Annotated in this window: 15 protein-coding genes, 1 tRNA gene and 1 riboswitch; of the genes, 13 read left to right on the top strand and 3 right to left on the bottom strand. The window is 26.4% G+C overall.

The window, feature by feature from the left end:
* Positions 1-184: 184 nt before the first annotated feature.
* A riboswitch (TPP riboswitch) is annotated at positions 185-270 on the top strand.
* Positions 263-943 carry a nicotinamide riboside transporter PnuC gene (gene pnuC / locus JG676_RS04975; protein WP_200217503.1) on the top strand — a complete coding sequence of 227 codons (681 nt, stop codon included), beginning with the start codon at positions 263-265 and terminating at the stop codon, positions 941-943. (Overlaps the previous riboswitch by 8 nt.)
* Positions 921-1,541, top strand: coding sequence for a thiamine diphosphokinase (locus JG676_RS04970; RefSeq protein ID WP_200217502.1), 621 nt, complete (start codon positions 921-923; stop codon positions 1,539-1,541). The genes pnuC and JG676_RS04970 overlap by 23 nt, the downstream gene beginning before the upstream one ends.
* Before the next feature lie 3 nt (positions 1,542-1,544).
* Here JG676_RS04970 and JG676_RS04965 read toward each other — a convergent pair.
* Positions 1,545-1,630: transfer RNA gene (locus JG676_RS04965), tRNA-Leu, on the bottom strand.
* A gap of 38 nt (positions 1,631-1,668) precedes the next feature.
* Complete coding sequence (locus tag JG676_RS04960) at positions 1,669-2,004, bottom strand: F0F1 ATP synthase subunit C (RefSeq protein ID WP_200170371.1); 336 nt, start codon at positions 2,002-2,004, stop codon at positions 1,669-1,671.
* Positions 2,005-2,213: 209 nt separating this feature from the next.
* On the opposite strand from JG676_RS04960, the gene JG676_RS04955 reads away from it, so the two are divergent.
* The 4 genes from JG676_RS04955 to pckA are packed head-to-tail and all read left to right on the top strand — an operon-like array spanning position 2,214 to position 8,286.
* Entirely contained in the window at positions 2,214-3,554 is a 1,341-nt protein-coding gene (locus JG676_RS04955; RefSeq protein WP_200217501.1) for a sodium-dependent transporter, read from the top strand.
* A gap of 3 nt (positions 3,555-3,557) precedes the next feature.
* Positions 3,558-4,886, top strand: a complete 1,329-nt coding sequence (locus tag JG676_RS04950) for a sodium-dependent transporter (RefSeq protein ID WP_200217500.1) — start codon at positions 3,558-3,560, stop codon at positions 4,884-4,886.
* 32 nt (positions 4,887-4,918) lie between these two features.
* The gene (locus JG676_RS04945; RefSeq protein WP_200170368.1) at positions 4,919-6,697 is read left to right on the top strand and encodes a biotin/lipoyl-containing protein; all 1,779 of its coding nucleotides are present in this window, start codon (positions 4,919-4,921) and stop codon (positions 6,695-6,697) included.
* Between the two features lie 17 nt (positions 6,698-6,714).
* On the top strand, positions 6,715-8,286 hold the full coding sequence (pckA, locus tag JG676_RS04940; RefSeq protein WP_200217499.1) for a phosphoenolpyruvate carboxykinase (ATP): 1,572 nt from the start codon (positions 6,715-6,717) through the stop codon (positions 8,284-8,286).
* Positions 8,287-8,320: 34 nt separating this feature from the next.
* On the opposite strand, the gene JG676_RS04935 is transcribed toward pckA, so the two are convergent.
* Positions 8,321-8,638 carry a histidine triad nucleotide-binding protein gene (locus JG676_RS04935; RefSeq protein ID WP_200170366.1) on the bottom strand — a complete coding sequence of 106 codons (318 nt, stop codon included), beginning with the start codon at positions 8,636-8,638 and terminating at the stop codon, positions 8,321-8,323.
* A 108-nt stretch (positions 8,639-8,746) separates the two neighbouring features.
* Here JG676_RS04935 and pheS point away from each other — a divergent pair, with 108 nt between their 5' ends.
* The 7 genes from pheS (at position 8,747) to abc-f (ending at position 18,344) form a co-directional block, all read left to right on the top strand.
* Positions 8,747-9,739, top strand: a complete 993-nt coding sequence (gene pheS, locus JG676_RS04930) for a phenylalanine--tRNA ligase subunit alpha (protein ID WP_200170365.1) — start codon at positions 8,747-8,749, stop codon at positions 9,737-9,739.
* The gene (pheT, locus tag JG676_RS04925) at positions 9,736-12,057 is read left to right on the top strand and encodes a phenylalanine--tRNA ligase subunit beta (RefSeq protein WP_200217498.1); all 2,322 of its coding nucleotides are present in this window, start codon (positions 9,736-9,738) and stop codon (positions 12,055-12,057) included. Before pheS ends, pheT begins: the two co-directional genes overlap by 4 nt.
* Positions 12,054-13,334, top strand: coding sequence for a 3-phosphoshikimate 1-carboxyvinyltransferase (gene aroA / locus JG676_RS04920; RefSeq protein WP_200170363.1), 1,281 nt, complete (start codon positions 12,054-12,056; stop codon positions 13,332-13,334). Before pheT ends, aroA begins: the two co-directional genes overlap by 4 nt.
* Positions 13,324-14,157 (top strand): 4-hydroxy-3-methylbut-2-enyl diphosphate reductase, encoded by an 834-nt coding sequence (locus JG676_RS04915; protein WP_200170362.1) that lies wholly within the window; start codon positions 13,324-13,326, stop codon positions 14,155-14,157. The genes aroA and JG676_RS04915 overlap by 11 nt, the downstream gene beginning before the upstream one ends.
* A 93-nt stretch (positions 14,158-14,250) precedes the next feature.
* Positions 14,251-15,918 carry a 30S ribosomal protein S1 gene (locus tag JG676_RS04910; RefSeq protein ID WP_200217497.1) on the top strand — a complete coding sequence of 556 codons (1,668 nt, stop codon included), beginning with the start codon at positions 14,251-14,253 and terminating at the stop codon, positions 15,916-15,918.
* Positions 15,918-16,400, top strand: a complete 483-nt coding sequence (locus JG676_RS04905) for a hypothetical protein (protein WP_200217496.1) — start codon at positions 15,918-15,920, stop codon at positions 16,398-16,400. Before JG676_RS04910 ends, JG676_RS04905 begins: the two co-directional genes overlap by 1 nt.
* Before the next feature lie 21 nt (positions 16,401-16,421).
* Positions 16,422-18,344, top strand: a complete 1,923-nt coding sequence (gene abc-f / locus JG676_RS04900) for a ribosomal protection-like ABC-F family protein (RefSeq protein ID WP_200217495.1) — start codon at positions 16,422-16,424, stop codon at positions 18,342-18,344.
* The last annotated feature ends 60 nt before the right edge of the window (positions 18,345-18,404 follow it).

Genomic DNA, 18,404 nt, shown 5'->3' with positions numbered 1-18,404 from the left:
TATTTTATTTGATAATAATAAAGATAGATATTTTGATTTTATGTTAATAAGTGGGGCTAGTGTTAGTGATATTGTAAAGATATTAGATGATTTTAGAGTGATTAAAAGCATAAGGGGGTGAAGGATGTTTTATTAAATATTTTAATATTTTACTAAAATATAATTTTTTATAATAATATAAAGTTATTTATCCAAGGGGTGCTTAGGCTGAGATTATACCCTTAGAACTTGCAAGATAATACTTGCGTAAGGAAGGATAGTTTTGTTAAAAACTCAATTAAGTGATTTATCTTTTAAATTTTATTTCTCATTATTAGCGACTCTAATTTTTGTTATTTTAACAAGTTTAATTATTAGCACAGATATTTTAAGTATTTTTACTGCTTCGTGCGGAATTATTTATGCATTTTTTGCTGGAGCTAAGAAACTAATTTGTTTTATTTTTGGTATTATATATTCTATTTGTTATATTTATATAGCCTATAAAACTAATTTGTATGGCGATGTTATGTTAAATCTTATTTATTTACCTATGAATATATTGGGTATTATACATTGGAAAAATCATCAAAATGAAAATAATTTTGTTAATATTAGAAGCTTAAAATTTAAAAATATTATAATTAGTTTTTGTATAGTTTTAATTTTAACAATTTTATATGGATTTTTTTTAGAAAAAATTAATACTACATTTGCGTATCTTAATAGTTTTGCTGTTGTTGCTCAAATTGTTGCATTTTATTTACAAGTAAAACGATATATTCAAAATTACTTATTAGTTACTTTAGCTAATATTACTAATGTTTTAATTTGGTTTTTAATTTTTGAACATTCTAAAGAAAATATAGCTCAACTTTTAAATATGATTATTTTTTTAATTATTGGTTTATATTATTATTTTATATGGAAAAAGAGTTATAATGAAAGCTTATATACTTGCTAATGGTGCTTTTCCTAAAAAGAAATTTTTAATTAATGAGTTAAAAAATGCACCTTTTATTATAGTTTGTGATGGAGCAATTACACATATTGATCGTTTGGGTATTAAAGTAGATGTAATTATAGGTGATTTAGATAGTATCGATAAAAAGCTAAAAGAAAAATATTTTGAAAAAATTGTTTATATTCAAGAACAAATGAGCAATGATTTATCTAAAGCTTTTTATTATGGTTTAAATTTAGGTTTTAATGAATTTGTAATTTTAGGAGCTACTGGTAAAAGAGAAGATCATACTTTAGGGAATATCTCTTTATTACTTTTATATGCTAAAGCTTGTAAAAATGTTATTATGAAAAGTGATTATGGCGAATTTGAAGTTGTTAAAACTCCCTGTAAGATTTCTAGTGTTAAAGGGCAACAAATTTCTATATTTTGTTTTGATCCACATATAAAAATTAGTTCAAAAAATCTTAAATATCCACTTAAAAATTTATCATTACCACTTTTGGCTAGTGCTACGTTAAATGAAGCCTTAAAAGATAATTTTTATATTAAAACAGATAAAGTATGCAAGTTATTGATTTATAAAAAATATATATAAAAATGGTGCGGTTAGCGAGACTTGAACTCGCACATGCGAAGCATACTACCCCCTCAAGATAGCGTGTCTACCAATTCCACCATAACCGCATAAATTTAAAAAAAGCTTCTAAATTTTTAGAAGCTTTTTATAGAAAAGGATTTCCATAAAGAAGTAATAAAGCAATAACTAAAGCATAAATAACTTGCGCTTCGATCATAGCAAGAGCAATAAACATTGTAGTCATTAACTTAGATCCAAGCCCAGGATTTCTAGCTGTTCCTGCTATTGTTGCTGCTGCTGTATTTCCCATACCTATAGCACCACCTAAAGCTGCAACTCCAACTCCTAAACCAGCCGCTAAGACTGAAAATGCTTTAATCCATGCATCCATTGTTCCTTGGATACCTAATTGAGTTGTGGTATTTGTTTCAGCAAAGGCAACTGCTGTTAAAGCACATAATAAAAAAATAGTTTTTTTCATAATAATAAATCCTTTTTATAATTTATAAAATACTAAAATCATAATTTCGGCTTGCGTATCCCTACTTTTAAATGATAAAGTATATTATAAGCTAAAATTATATAATCATTTAACTTTATTTTTATTGAAAATTACTTATCTCAATAAAAATTAAACTTTTTTTTGCTTTAATATTAACATAAAATAAATATTTTGATAAAGGTTATATTTTGAGTTCTAAATTTTCAAAAATAGGTTTTATATTAGCTGTAGCAGGATCAGCTGTTGGTCTTGGAAATGCATGGAAATTCCCAACTTTGGTTGGACAAAATGGAGGTTCGGCTTTTGTTCTTTTATATCTTATCTTAACTCTTGGGGTTGGTTTTGTGATTTTTCTTGCTGAGTTAGCTCTTGGTAAATTAAGCGAAAAAGATCCAGTAAATGCTTATAGAACATTAGCCCCTAAATATAAAAAAGAATGGTCTTTTGCTGGTTTTACTATGATAGCCAATATTTTAATTGTTTCTTTTTATAGTGTGATAATTGGTTGGATTTTAAAATATGTTTTTTTAAGTATTGCTTTTGAACTTCCTTTTGATATTAATTCTGCAAAAGATCAGTTTAGTGAGTTATTGCATAAAGATTTTTTAAGTCAGTTTATTTGTTTTACTTTGGTATTTTTGCTTATTTTTTATATAGTTTCTAAAGGTATTAAAAATGGGATTGAAAAATTAAATATTTGGATGATGCCAACTTTATTTATTTTGCTTATTATGATGCTTGTTTATACAATGAGTAAAGATGGTTTTTATATGGCAGCTAAATTTTTATTTATTCCAGATTTTTCAAAGATTTCCGTTTCTGCTATTTTAGAAGCTTTAGGTATGGCTTTTTTTAGTCTTTCTTTAGGAGTTGGAACTATTGTTACCTATTCGGCTAGCTTGCCTGAAAAAACAAATTTTATTACTAGTACTTTAAATATTATTTTTATTAATATTTTAGTAGGTATTTTAATGGGACTTATAGTTTTTACTTTTATTTTTGAATTTAATGCGGATCCAGCTGTAAGTGGTCCTGGTTTGATTTTTATTTCTTTATCAACCTTATTTTCTAAATTAGGCATTATAGGTTCTATTTTTGCTGTAGCTTTTTTTATATCTTTGATTTTTGCCGGAATTACTTCTGCAGTTTCCATGATAGAACCTTTTGCCTTTTATCTTATTAATACTTATGAAATGAGTCGCAAAAAAGCTCTTGTAATCATTGGAGTTGTTGTATATATTTTAGGTATTCTTTGTATTTTATCTTATCTTAATTTTACTCAAGGATATCTTAGTTTTTTTGGAATGAGTTTTTTTGATATATTAGATTCTTTATCAAGTAAAATTATTATGCCTCTTGGTGGAATTTTGGTAGCCATTTTTGTTGGTTTTATTATGAAGAAAGAAGGTTTAAAAATTCTTTTTAAACCTTCTATGAGAGGAATTTATTTTGAGCTTTGGTATATATTTTTACGTTTTATTTCTCCTTTAGCTGTTATTATTATCATGGTTAGTACATTTATTAGATAAATTATGAGAAATTATTTTAGTAAAATAGGTTTTATTTTAGCAGTGGCTGGAGGCGCAATAGGTCTTGGAAATGCTTGGAAATTTCCAACTTTAAGTGCAGAAAATGGAGGTTTTATTTTTGTCCTTTTATATCTATTTTTTACTTTAACGATAGGTTTTAGTGTTTTTTTAGCAGAAATTGCTATGGGAAGATTAAGTAAAAGTGATTTAGCAAATGCTTATTCAAGTCTTGCTATTAAATATCCTGAAAAATGGCGTTATGCTGGTTTGTTTATGTTGGGAGGAATTTTTGTTCTTTCTTTTTATCTTATGATTATGGGATGGGTTTTAAAATATACTTTTACCAGTATATTTTATTTACCTGTGAATTTAGAAGTGGCAAAGCTTGATTTTATAAACTTAACTAGTGAAAATTTAAGTATTTCTTTATTATTTTATACATTATCTTTTTTCTTGACTTTATTTATTGTTTCTAAGGGTCTGATAAAAGGCATTGAAAAGCTTAATATTATCATAATGCCTAGTCTTTTTTTAATGTTAATTTTTATGTTGATTGTTTGTATCAATTTTGATAATGGGTTTATTAAAGCTTTGAATTATCTTTTTTATCCTAATTTTTCTAATTTTAATTTTCAATCTGTTTTGAAAGCTTTAGGTCTTGCTTTTTTTACCCTTTGTCTTGGTATAGGTTGTATTGTAACTTATTCAGTAGCCTTAAATAAAAAAACGAATTTTATCAAAAGTTCAATTTTTATTGTGTTGATTAATCTTGTGATTTCACTAATGATGGGACTCATAGTTTTTACTTTTATTTTTGAATTCGATGCCAATCCTCACTCTCAAGGTGCTAGTTTAGTTTTTATTTCTTTAATAAGCTTATTTAAACAACTTGGAATTTTAGGTTATTTTTTAGCCTTTATCTTTTTTTTAGCTTTGTTTTTTGCCGGAATTACTTCTGCAGTTTCCATGATAGAACCTCTTGTTTTTTATATGATAAATAATTATAAAATAACGCGTATAAAGGCATTAGTTTTTATAGGATTTATTGTTTATATTTTAGGAATACTTTGTATTCTATCTCTTAATAAAAATTTTTCTTTTTTAAAAGTTAATTTTTTTGAAATTTTAGATAATTTTACTTCAAATTTTTTATTACCTTTAGGAGCAATAACAAGCTCTATTTTTGTTGGTTTTTTTATAGACAAAAAAAGAATTTACAAAATTTTTTGCAAATTTTTAAATAGAAAGATTTTTTTATTTTGGTTATTTTTTGTTCGTTTTATTGCACCTTTGGCAATAATTTTTATTATGTGTTATCAAATTTTTGTATAATGCTTAAGAATTTAGATTTTTAGGGAAAATGTATGGCTAAAAAATTTATAGATGTAATGGATACTACTTTTAGAGATGGTTTTCAATCAATTTATGGAGCAAGAGTTTTAATGAATGATTTTTTCCCTGCTTTAGAAGCTGCAAAAGAAGCAGGGATAACTCATTTTGAATTTGGTGGTGGAGCAAGATTTCAAAGTTTATATTTTTATTTAAATGAAGATGCTTTTTTAATGATGGATAAATTTAGAGAAATTGTTGGAAAAGAAGCAAATTTGCAAACATTATCAAGAGGAGTTAATACTGTTGCTTTAGAAACAGCAAGTAGAGAAATAATTGATTTGCATGCTAAATTATTTGCTAAACATGGAACGACAACAATAAGAAATTTCGATGCTTTAAATGATGTTAATAATCTCAAATTTAGTGCAGAATGTATAAATAAGTATGGATTAAAACATGAGTTGGCTATAACTTTAATGGATTTGCCACCGGGTTGTAAAGGAACCCATGATGTTCCTTTTTATGAAAAAATTCTAAAAGAAATTTTAAAAGAACAAATTCCTTTTTCAAGTCTTTGCTTTAAAGATGCTAGTGGAACTTCAAATCCAAATAAAATTTATGAAACAATTAAAATGGCTAGGAAAATATTGCCACAAGAAACACATATAAGATTTCATACTCATGAAAGTGCCGGAGTAAGTGTTGCTTGCTATTTGGCGGCTTTAGAGGCCGGTGTAGATGGTATAGACTTAGCAGCAGCTCCAGTAAGCGGAGGAACTTCTCAACCTGATATTTTGACAATGCTTCATGCTGTAAAAGGTAGAGATTATGATTTGGGTGGATTAGAAGAAGAAAAAGTTTTAAAATACGAAGAAGTTTTAAAAGATTGTTTAAAAGAATATTTTTTACCTCCTGAAGCCTCTATGACAAATCCTCTTATCTTATTTTCTCCTATGCCAGGAGGTGCATTAACAGCGAATACTCAAATGATGAGAGATAATAATGTTTTAAATAAACTTCCTGAAGTGATTAAAGCTATGCAAGAGGTTGTAGAAAAAGGGGGATTTGGAACCTCAGTTACGCCTGTTTCACAATTTTATTTTCAGCAAGCTTTTAATAATGTAATTTTTGGTCCTTGGAAAAAAATTGCACCAGGTTATGGTAAAATGATACTTGGATATTTTGGAAAAACTCCAGTTAAACCAGATGATGAGATTGTAAATCTTGCCGCAGAACAATTAAATTTAAAACCAACTACAAAATTGGCTATCGATTTAGCAGATGAGGATGAGACAAAAAGTATAGCTTATATTAAAAAAATTCTTAAAGAACATAATATTGAAGAAAGTGAAGAAAATATTTTTATTGTAGCAGCTTGTAAAGAAAAAGGAATAACTTTTTTAAAAGGTGAAGCTAAAGTCAATATTCGCAAAATACAGGATGAATTATCTAAAAATTTATCGTTAAAACAAAATAAATTTGAAGTTTTAGTTAATGGAAATAAATATGATGTTGAAATTAACCCAAAAGATGATAAAGATTTAATTGTTAAAGAAAAAAAAGAAGTTAATTTAAATACACAAAATAATTTTAATAATAAACAAGCAATATCTTCTGAGATTTCTGGTAATGTTTTTAAAATCTGTATTAAAGAAGGAGAAGAAGTAAAAGCAGGACAAAAGATAATGATTTTAGAAGCTATGAAAATGGAAATGGATATTAATTCTCCAAAAGATGGAGTTATCGAGAAAATTTTTGTATCATTAGGTGATAGCGTAAGTGAAGGTCAAATTATTGCAAGTTTTAAATAAATTTTTAAGGAAAAGTTATGAAAAATTTTGATGCATTAGGTTTGGAAAATATAAAAGTATTTTATAATTTAAGCTACGAAGAGTTAAATGAGCATGAAAAAAATAATAAAGAAGGTGAAAGCTGTTTAAATGGTACTTTTTGTGTTGATACAGGGATATTTACAGGGCGTAGTCCCAAAGATAAATATTTTGTCAAACAAGATCCTTCTCAAAACTATATTTCGTGGGGAAAAATTAATCAGTCTATCACAAAAGAATTATTTGAAAAGCTTTTAAAAAAGGCTAAAAAACAATTAAGTGGAAAAAATGTTTATATTCAAGATGCTTATTGTGGAGCTTCTTTAAATTCTAGAAAAAGTGTTCGCTTTGTTACTGAATTTGCTTGGCAAGCCCACTTTGTAAAAAATATGTTTATAAGACCTACAGAAGAAGAATTAAAAAATTTTAATCCAGATTTTATTGTTTATAATGCTTGTAAATGTATTAATGAAGATTTTAAAAAAGATGGTTTAAATTCGGAAGTTTTTGTTGTTTTTAATATAGAGCAAAATATAGCGATTATTGGAGGGACTTATTATGGCGGAGAAATGAAAAAAGGAATTTTTTCTATGATGAATTATTGGCTTCCGCTTGAAAATAAGCTTTCTATGCATTGTAGCGCTAATGTAGGGAAAGATGGTGATGTAGCTTTATTTTTTGGATTAAGTGGCACAGGAAAAACTACACTTTCAACAGATCCTAATAGACAGCTGATAGGAGATGATGAACATGGTTGGGATGATGAGGGAATTTTTAATTTTGAAGGTGGATGTTATGCTAAAACAATTAATTTAGATCCAAATAATGAACCTGAAATTTATGCAGCCATTAAAAAAAATGCTCTTTTAGAAAATGTTGTATTAAGAGAGGATAAAAGTGTTGATTTTGCAGATTCTTCAAAAACTGAAAATACTAGAGTTTCTTATCCGATTGAGCATATTCAAAATCATAAAAAAGACTTAAAAGCAACTCATCCTAGAAATATCATTTTTTTAACAGCTGATGCTTTTGGGGTTTTACCTCCTGTTAGTAAATTAAATAAAGAACAAGCTATGTATTATTTTTTAAGTGGTTATACGGCAAAAGTAGCGGGAACAGAACGCGGAATTACCGAACCACAAGCAACCTTTTCTGCTTGTTTTGGCGAGCCTTTTATGCCACTTCATCCAACCGTTTATGCAAGATTATTAGGAGAAAAAATAGATACATACAAGGTTAATGTGTATTTAATAAACACAGGTTGGAGTGGTGGAAAATATGGGGTTGGTAAAAGAATGAGTATTAAAGCTACAAGAGCTTGTATTAATGCTATTTTAGATGGTAGCATTAATCAATGTGAATTTGAAACTTTTGATGTTTTTAATTTATTAATACCTAAGTCTTTAAATGGTGTTGAAACTACGCTTTTAAATCCTATTAATACTTGGAATAATAAAAATGAATATATTGATACAAGAAATAAATTAGCTATGATGTTTATAGAAAATTTTAAACGTTATGAAGATGTAAAAGAAGGAATTGAATATAGTAAATTTGGTCCTAAATTATAATTTAGCAAAAGTAATTTTACTTTTGCTAAAATTTTTAAAAACCACCTAGCATATGAAAATGAAGATGAAAAACTTCTTGTCCGCTATTTTTTCCACAATTTGTTAAAAGCTTATATCCTTTTTTATCGAGCTCTAAAAGTATTGCTAACTCTTGTATAAAAGAAGTCATTTTTGCCATCAAATTAGGATCAAATTCTTGAAAATCTTTAAAATGTTTTTTAGGAATAATTAAAATATGTATAGGAGCTTTAGGATTAATATCATGAAAGGCTAAAAAATCTTCATTTTCTAAGACTTTATTACAAGGAAGTTCTCCATCAACAATTTTTTCAAAAATAGTTTTTTCACGCATTTTCGTCCTTTATATTTTTCTAAAATTATATCTTAGAATTTTTATTGTGAATTTAAATTTATTTTTATAAAATAATTTAAATTTTTATTATGAAAGTAAGGTAAAAAATTGCAACAAATTATTGAACAAATTAAAAAATGTAGTAATTTAAATGATCTTGAAAATCTTAGAGTTTCAGTTCTTGGAAAAAAAGGTATTCTAACGCAAAAATTTTCAGAGCTTAAGAATATTAATGGAGAAGAAAAAAAAGAATTGGCAAGTATATTAAATAAGCAAAAAGATGAATTCAATCATTTTTTTGCTTTGAGATTAAAAGAATTAGAAGATTTAGAATTAAATGAAAAAATGAAACAAGATGTTTTAAATTTTACTTATTTTGATGAAACTTCTACATCAGGAGCTTTACATCCAGTTCTTAGCACTATGGATAAGATTATAGAATATTTTTTGAATTTAAATTTTAGCATTGAAAAAGGTCCTTTAATTGAAGAAGATTTTTATAATTTTGAAGCTTTAAATTTGCCAAAATCTCATCCGGCAAGAGATATGCAAGATACTTTTTATTTTGATGATAAAAGACTTTTAAGGACTCAAACCTCTCCTGTGCAAATAAGAACTATGTTAAAGCAAAAACCACCTATTCGTATGATAGCACCCGGTGTTGTTTTTAGAAGAGATTTTGATATAACGCATACTCCTATGTTTCATCAAGTTGAAGCTCTTGTAGTAGAAGAGGGACAAAAGATAAGTTTTGCCCATTTAAAAGGCGTATTAGAGGATTTTTTACATTATATGTTTAAGGATATTAATATTAGATTTCGCCCAAGTTTCTTCCCTTTTACAGAGCCTTCTGCTGAAGTTGATATTTCTTGTGTTTTTTGTAAAGGTCAAGGATGTAGGGTTTGTAAAAATACAGGGTGGCTTGAGGTTTTAGGTTGCGGTATTGTGGATCCTAATGTATATAATTTTGTAAATTATAAAAATGTAAGTGGTTATGCTTTTGGGCTTGGTGTTGAAAGATTTGCTATGCTACTTCATCAAATTCCTGATTTAAGATCTTTATTTGAAGGAGATTTAAGATTATTGGAGCAATTTAGATGATAATTACAAGAAGTTGGTTAAGTGATTGGCTTGATATAGAAAAAAAGAATTTAAATGAATTGGTCAATACTTTAAATTCTATAGGGATAGAGGTTGCTAATGCTTATAGATCAAGAGTTCCTGATAAAATTGTTGTAGGTTTTGTTAAAGAAAAAATTAAACATGAAAATTCTGATAAATTAAGTATTTGTCAAGTAGATGTTGGAAGTGAGATTTTACAGATTGTATGTGGTGCTTCCAATGTAGCACAGGGACAATTTGTAGCTGTGGCTTTAATTGGGGCTTTAATGCCAAATGGTATGATGATAAATAAGACAAAGCTTAGAGGGGTAGATTCTTATGGAATGCTTTGTTCATCTGTTGAATTAGGTTTTGCTAAAATTAATGACGGAATTTTAGTTTTAGATGAGAGTATAGGTAAATTAGAGTTAGGTCGAGCTTTAAACGAGTATAGTATTTTTAATGATGATTTGATTGAGGTTGAATTAACTCCCAATAGAGGGGATTGCTTAAGTATTTATGGTATAGCAAGGGATTTGGCAACTGCTTGGGATTTAGATTTAAAAAAGCTTTCTGTCTTTAAAGAAGAAGAAAATGTTTTGGGTATCGGTAGAATTTTAAGACTTCAGTCTGAAAAAAACCTTAATAGCTTGTTTAATTACAGAGCTATTGAAATTAAAGAAAATATAACACTTGGACTTTTATATAGTTTAAGATTAGCTCAGGCAGGAGTCTTAAAAACAAATACAATTGAAAATTTTCTTTTTTATACAACTTATTCAACCGGAGTACTTTTTAATGCTTATAATTTTAATGAATTAAGTAAAGAAGGCGAAGAATTAACTTTTAATTTAAGTAAAGAAGCTAATGGGGTTACAAAAGTTTCTTGTAATAATCAAATATTAGGAATAAGCGGTATATATCAAGAGAAGAAGTTAAAATGTGATATAGAAACAAAAATTATTATCATAGAAGCAAATTATACAGATCCTTTTATAATAGCTAATGCAAAAAATGTTTATAAAGAGCAAGATAATGATGTTTTTTATAGAAGTTTTAGAGGAAGTGAGCCAAAACTTAATCTAGGAATGGATTTTTTATTAAAGATATTTAAAACTATTCCAAGTATAGTTATTTATAGTAGCTCTCAACAAATTTCAGAAGAGAAAGAAATTCCTAGTATTTCTTTAAATATTGAAACTATAAACAATATCATAGGACAAGCTATTGATAAGGATGAGATTTTAAAAATTCTTAAAAAATTAGGTTTTGAAATTATTTTTTTCGCAGAAGGCCTGGTAAATGTTAAACCTCCTATTCATAGACCAGATATTAAAAATTTGGCTGATATTTGCGAAGAAGTTGTTAGAATCATAGGGATAGATAATATAAAATCTAAGAATTTAAATTTTATTGAAAAAAATAGATTAAATTTAGTTCATAAAGATTATAAAAAACTTTTAGATTTAAGATTAAAAGCTGTTAATAATGGCTATTTTGAAAGTTTGCACTTTATTTTAGATAGTGAAGATGAGCTAAAAGATTTTGGTTTTAATCCTATAAAATTAAAACTTATTAATCCTATAAATCAAGAATTAAATACCTTAAGAACTACGCTTTTAAATCATCTTGTAAATGCAGCAAGCTTAAATATTAAAAATTCAAAAAAACTAGTTAAACTTTTTGAAAGTGGAATAGTATTTAATCAAGATAATCAAGAATTAAATCATATAGCTTTTATACATTCAGGTTATAAAGAAGAGAGTAAAATTTCTAATAAAGCAAAACCTAATTTAGTTAATTTTTACGATTTCTTGCTTGATATTAAAAATATTATAGGAGATTTTAAACTAGTTGCTTCTAATTATGCTTTTTTGAGTCCTTATGAACAAGCTGATTTATATATTAATGATATTAAAATTGGATTTATAGGAAGATTGCATTTAAAGATTGAAAATGCAAGATCTTTACTTAAAACTTATGTGTGTGAGCTTGATGTTGATGCTATTAATTTTAAAGAAAAAAAAGCTAAAATTTATTCCAAATTCCCAAGTATTCATAGAGATTTAAGCATTTTAATTCCTAAGAATTTTTCTTATGATAAAATTAAAACTTGCATAGAAAAATACCATTTTGATATTTTAGAGAGTTTTAGAATCGTTGATCTTTATACAGATGAAACCTTGCAAGATAAATATAGTCTTACTATATCTTTTATTTTTAGAGATAAGGAAAAAACTTTAGAAGATAGTGAAGTTGTTTCGTGTATGGATAAAATTTTAGAAGGTTTAAAAGATTTAGGTTTGCATTTAAGATGAAAGTTCACCCTTTAGGGTTTTTTAATAAAGAATTAGAAGATATTGCTTCTGATAAAAGCATTTCTCAGCGTTTTGCTATTTTTTCCTTACTTGCTAAAGAATCAAGTATAGCTAAAAATTATCTTTTAGCAGAAGATTCTTTAGGAACTTTAACTATACTTAAAGCCTTAGGGGCTAAAGTTGAGATTGAAAATACTTGGGTTAAAATTACCCCACCTACTACCTTAATCACTCCTTGTAATGTTTTAGATTGTGGTAATTCTGGAACAACGATGCGTTTGTTAATAGGATTATTAAGTGGAATACCCGGCTTTTTTGTTTTAAATGGAGATAATTCTTTAAATAAGCGTCCTATGGATAGAATTTGCAAGCCTCTTAAGAAAATAGGAGCAAAAATTTATGGGCGTGAAAATACAAGTTTTGCTCCACTTTGTATACAAGGAACAAAATTAAAATCTTTTGATTTTAAAAGTAAAATTTCTTCAGCTCAACTTAAAACAGCAATGATTTTAGCCGGTTTTAATGCAGATTCAACTTCTTTTTATAAAGAAGAAGAATTAAGTAGAGATCATAGTGAAAATATGTTAAAAGCTATGAATGCACCAATTAATATAAGTAAAGATCATTTAGAAATTAAAATTAATCCTTTAAAAAGCCCCTTAAAAGCCTTAAATATTACTATACCTAATGATCCATCTTCAGCATTTTATTTTGCATTAGCAGCACTTATATTACCTCATTCTTCTATTTGTTTAAAAAATATTTTACTTAATAAAACACGTATTGAAGCGTATGAGATCTTAAGAAAAATGGGAGCCAAAATTACTTATAAAATTAATAAAAGAGATTTTGAGGATATTGGTGAAATTTATGTTGAAAGTAGTCAGTTAAAAGCCATAGAAATTAAAGAAAATATTTCTTGGCTTATTGATGAATTGCCAGCCCTTGCTATAGCTTTTGTTTTTGCCAAGGGTAAAAGTAGGGTAAGAAATGCCAAAGAATTAAGAGTAAAAGAAAGTGATCGCATAAAAAGTATTGTAATAAATTTAAAAAAATGTGGTATTGTAGCTAAAGAATTGTATGATGGTTTTGAAGTTGTATCGGGTTCGCCTAAAAAAGCTATAATTGAAAGCTTTAATGATCATCGTATTGCAATGGCTTTTGCTATTTTAGGTTTAATGTGTGGAATTGAGATTAAACAAAGTGAGTGTATTAAAACTTCTTTTCCAAATTTTAAGGATATTTTAAAAAATTTAGGAGCACAAATTGAAGATTGAATTAGCTGAAAATTATGGTTTTTGTTTTGGAGTAAAAAGAGCAATTAAAAAAGCAGAGCAAATTAAAAATGCTGCAACAATTGGACCATTGATTCATAATAATGAAGAAATTATGCGCCTTAAGAAAAAATTTAATGTTAAAACCCTTAATGATGTTAAAGAACTTAGCGATGAAAAAAGAGCTATTATAAGAACTCATGGTATTACAAAACAAGATTTAGAAAATTTAAAACAAAAAGAAATTGAAATTTTTGATGCTACTTGTCCTTTTGTAACAAAACCTCAGCAAATTTGTGAAAAAATGAGCAAGGATGGTTATGAAGTCGTTATTTTTGGAGATGAAAATCATCCAGAAGTAAAAGGAGTAAAAAGTTATGTAAGTACTAAAGCTTATGTTGTACTAGATAAAAAAGAATTAGAAAATATTAATTTTTCTAATAAAATAGCTGTAGTGTCTCAAACAACTAAAAAAGTAAAAGATTTTATGGAAATTGTAAATTTTTTAATTTTAAAAGTAAGAGAAGTAAGAGTCTTTAACACTATATGCGATGCAACCTTTAAAAATCAAGAAGCTATTGCAAAACTTTCTAAAAAAAGCGATATTGTTATTATTGTAGGTGGAAAAAATTCTTCTAATACTAAGCAACTTTTTTTGATTGCAAAAAATTATTGTAATGATAGTTATTTGATAGAAACTAAAGATGAGCTAGATAAAAAATGGTTTAAAAATAAAAAATTATGCGGTATTAGTGCTGGAGCTAGTACTCCTGATTGGATTATTCAAGAAGTTGTAAACGAAATTAAGTCTTTTGAGATTCAATAAAATGGAATTATTTTTTTAAATAAAGAAAAAATTAGTATTAATTTATAAAAAATAAGATACAATTCATAAATTTAAATATTAAAAAGGAACCCTATGATTGAGGTAGAGAAAAAGATTCAAAAAGATAATGAAATTTTTGATGACGAAGATTTTGAACAACTTTTAGAGGCATTTGATAAATCAAATAAAGAAACTATAACAGAAGGTGTTATAGTTGGTATTAAAGATAATGAAGTCTTTATAGATATAGGAGAAAAATCAGAAGGAATTTTAGAACTTAGTGAAATTCAAGATAAGAATTCTGATTTGTTATTTAAAATAGGTGATAAAATAAAAGTTGCTATCATTGGGTCACGCAATGGAAAATCTTTAATATCTCATAGTAAAGCTTTAAGAAAAGAAAAAGTAATTTGGTTTATTGAAAACTATAAAGAAGATCAAGAAAGTATTTTTGAGGTTAAAATTATAGGAAAAAATAAAGGCGGTCTTATAGCTATTGATAAAGATAATGTTGAATTTTTTCTACCTAAATCTCAGTATGGTTTTAAAGAAAATGCTAATGTTTTAAATAAAACTTTTAAAGTTAAAATTATCAAAATTGATAAAGAAAATCAAAGTATTGTTGTTTCTAGAAAAAAGATTTTAGATGAAGAAAGAAAGAAAAGAAAAGAAACTATTTATAATATTACTCAAACACAAGATCTTATAGAAGGAGTTATTAAAAAAATAACGACTTATGGAATGTTTGTTGATGTTGGAGGAATTGATGGACTTGTGCATTATAGTGAAATTTCGTATAAAGGTCCTGTAAATCCAAATCTTTTTTATAAAGAAGGTGATAAAGTTCCAGTTAAGGTTATAAAATACGATAAAGATAAAAAGCATCTTTCTCTTTCTATTAAAGCTGCTTTACCAGATCCTTGGATGGAGATAAAAGATAATTTAGAAGTTGGAGATACTATTAAGGTTGTAGTATCAAATATAGAATCATATGGATCCTTTGTTGATTTAGGCAATGATATAGAAGGTTTTTTACACATTAGTGAAATCTCTTGGGATAAAAATATTAAAACACCAAAAGACTATCTTAGCAAGGGACAAGAAATTGATGTTGAAGTGATTGAAATAAATCCAGAAGAAAGACGTTTAAGGGTATCTTTAAGAAATTTATTAACAAAACCTTTTGAGAATTTTATCAAAATGTATAAAAGTGGTGATATTGTAGAAGGTGTAGTTACTTCTATTACTTCATTTGGTGCTTTTGTTAAATTTGATTCTATAGAGGGACTTTTACATAATGAAGATGCTTCTTGGAATAGAAATATCAAATGTAAAGATTTGTTTAAAAGTGGAGATAAAATAAAAGTTAAAATTATTAAAATAGATACAGAAAATCAAAAAATCTCTTTAAGCGCAAAAGAATTGACTCAAAGCCCTGTTCAAAGTTATGCTAAAGAACATAAAGTAGGAGATATAGTCAAAGGCATTGTTAGAGATATAAAAGAATTTGGTGTTTTTGTTGAACTTAGTGAAGAAGTCGATGCTTTAATCCATAAAGAAGATATTAATATTTCAGATTTTGAAAAATTAAAAATTGGAGATGAAGTTGAAGCAAGTATTGCTTTTATTGATGAAAAGAAGAATAGAATTCGTTTAAGTGTGAAGAATTTATTAAAAATAAAAGAAAGAGAAGCTTTAAATGAAATTAATAATAATGACAAAATTACTTTAGGTGATATTATAAAAGATCATTTATCATAATGAAGCAGTATTTCCTTATAGGATTTTTAGGTTTTTTCTTACTGATTTTACTTGTTGCTGTTTTCTTTTTGTTGTGGAGTTTTAAATCAAATATAGATTTTACTCCGCAATTTATGCAAGATAATAAAATTCAAGCAATTTCTACTAATAACAACCCTACTTGGCAAGAAGAAGTTGCTAATTGGGTCTCAAAAGATTATACTCCAGCAGCAGAACAATTTAGCATGCATTTTGAGGCTGATATAAGCGATTTTAAGGAAAAAAGTAAGTACTATCAATTAATAATTAATAAATATGATATTTATTCTATATTTTGTTTAAAACAAACTCTTAATTTTTTTAATATTGATTATTTTTTATTAAAATCAAATGATAATCCAGAGATTTTTTTAAATACTGATAATAAAACCTTAATTGAAAATATTATTAATAAATTAAAAGAATATAAAATTAATGCTAAAGCAAAGGAAATATGGTTATAAACTATTATTTTAAGGATTTTTTTGGCACTAATAGATTTAATTAATGCATCAAAAAGATTTGATGAAAGAATTATTCTTAATGAAGCAAATTTTAGTGTTTGCGAAGGTGAAAAAATTGCCATAATAGGTAAGAATGGACAAGGAAAATCTACTTTTTTAAAAATCATTTTTGGAAATTTATCTTTAGATAGTGGAAGAGTTTTAAGGCAGAATGGAAAAACCATAGCAATGCTTTCCCAACAGGTCGATTTTGAACTTAATTTAAGTGTTAATGAATTAATTCATAAAGAACTTAAAGAAATTTATGATACTTTAAATGAGTATGAAAATTTACAAGATAAATTATCTAAAGATCCTTGCAATAAAACTTTATTAAAAAGAATTGATGAACTTATAAATTTGATTGATAGTAAAGATGCTTGGAATATTGATCAAAAAATTCATAGAATTTTAAATGAATTAAAGCTATTGGAATTTAAAGATCAAATGGTTTGCTCTTTAAGCGGAGGAGAGATTCGTAGAGTTGGTCTTAGTATTCTCTTGCTTAAAAATCCTGATATACTTCTTTTAGATGAACCAACCAATCATTTAGATGTTTATATGACAAGTTTTTTAGAGGATATGCTTAAAAAATCTAAAATGTGTATTATTTTTATTTCGCACGATAGATATTTTATAGAAGAAATAGCACATAAATGTGTCGAAATAGAAAATGGCAATATTAATGTTTTTGAAGGAGGATATACAAATTATTTAGATAAAAAAGCTCAAATCCTTCAAAATCTTTCAAAAAATTATGAAAATTTATTAAAGCAACTCAAAAGTGAAGAAGAATGGTTAAGAAAAGGTGTTAAGGCAAGACTTAAACGAAATCAAGGTCGCAAAGAAAGAATTTTAAAAATGAGAGAGGAAGCTAAGAAAAATCCTGCAATTATAAATCGTCTTAAACTTGAAATTCAAAGAGCAAGTCAAATAAATTCAAATCAAAATTCAAACCGCAAGAAAATGCTTTTTGAACTTGAAAATATTAGTAAAAATATAGGTGAAAAGGTTCTTTTTAAAGATTTTAGTGCAAGAATTTTGCAAAATGAACGTATAGCTATAGTTGGTAAAAATGGTTGTGGCAAATCAACATTTTTAAAGATTCTTATGGAGCAAGTTTTAAGTGATAGCGGGAAGATTAAAAAAGGAGATATAAAAATAGGGTATTTTGATCAAGCAAGAACGCTTTTAAATTCAGATAAAACTCTTATTGAAATTTTTTGTCCTAATGGAGGTGATAGAGTTTTAGTTAAAGGCAAAAATATGCATATTTATGGTTATTTAAAGCATTTTTTATTTCCAAAAGAATTTTTAGATAAGCCTGTAAGCGTATTAAGTGGTGGAGAGAAAAATCGCGTCGCCTTAGCTTTGCTTTTTACTAAAGAATATGATGTTTTAATTTTAGATGAGCCAACAAATGATCTTGATATTTCAACAATTAATATTTTAGAAGAATATCTTTTAGATTATAAAGGCGCTATTTTATTTGTTTCTCATGATAGATATTTTGTTGATAAAATTGCTAATAAAATTTATGCTTTTGAAAAAAATGGCAAAATTAATATAGAGTATATGACTTATACAGAATATTTAGATAATGAAAAAGAACTTAATGAAATTGAAGAGTATGAAAAAGAATTTAAAAAAGAAAATCCAGTATCCAACAAAGAGAAAACAAGTAAAAAATTAAGCTATAAAGAAAATGAAATTTTAAAAACTTATCCTGATAAAATTGAGATTTTAGAAAAAGAAATTAATAAACTCCAAAATTCTTTATCAAATCCCAAGCTCTATAAAGAAATAGGCATTGAAAAACTTTATGAAGAATTGACGCAAGCACAAAATGAGCTTAAAATTCTTGAAGAAGATTATTTTAAAGTGCTAGAAAAAAGTCAAAATTAAATTTATCATTAGTGTTTTTAAGAGTGAAAATAATTGATTGATCTTAAATTTATTGTATTG

Origin of the sequence: Campylobacter sp. 2018MI34, assembly GCF_016598975.1 — a bacterium.
Taxonomy (GTDB): Bacteria; Campylobacterota; Campylobacteria; order Campylobacterales; family Campylobacteraceae; genus Campylobacter_D.
Note: the sequence above shows the minus strand (reverse complement) of the source record. Positions and strands in the feature narration are given on the sequence as shown.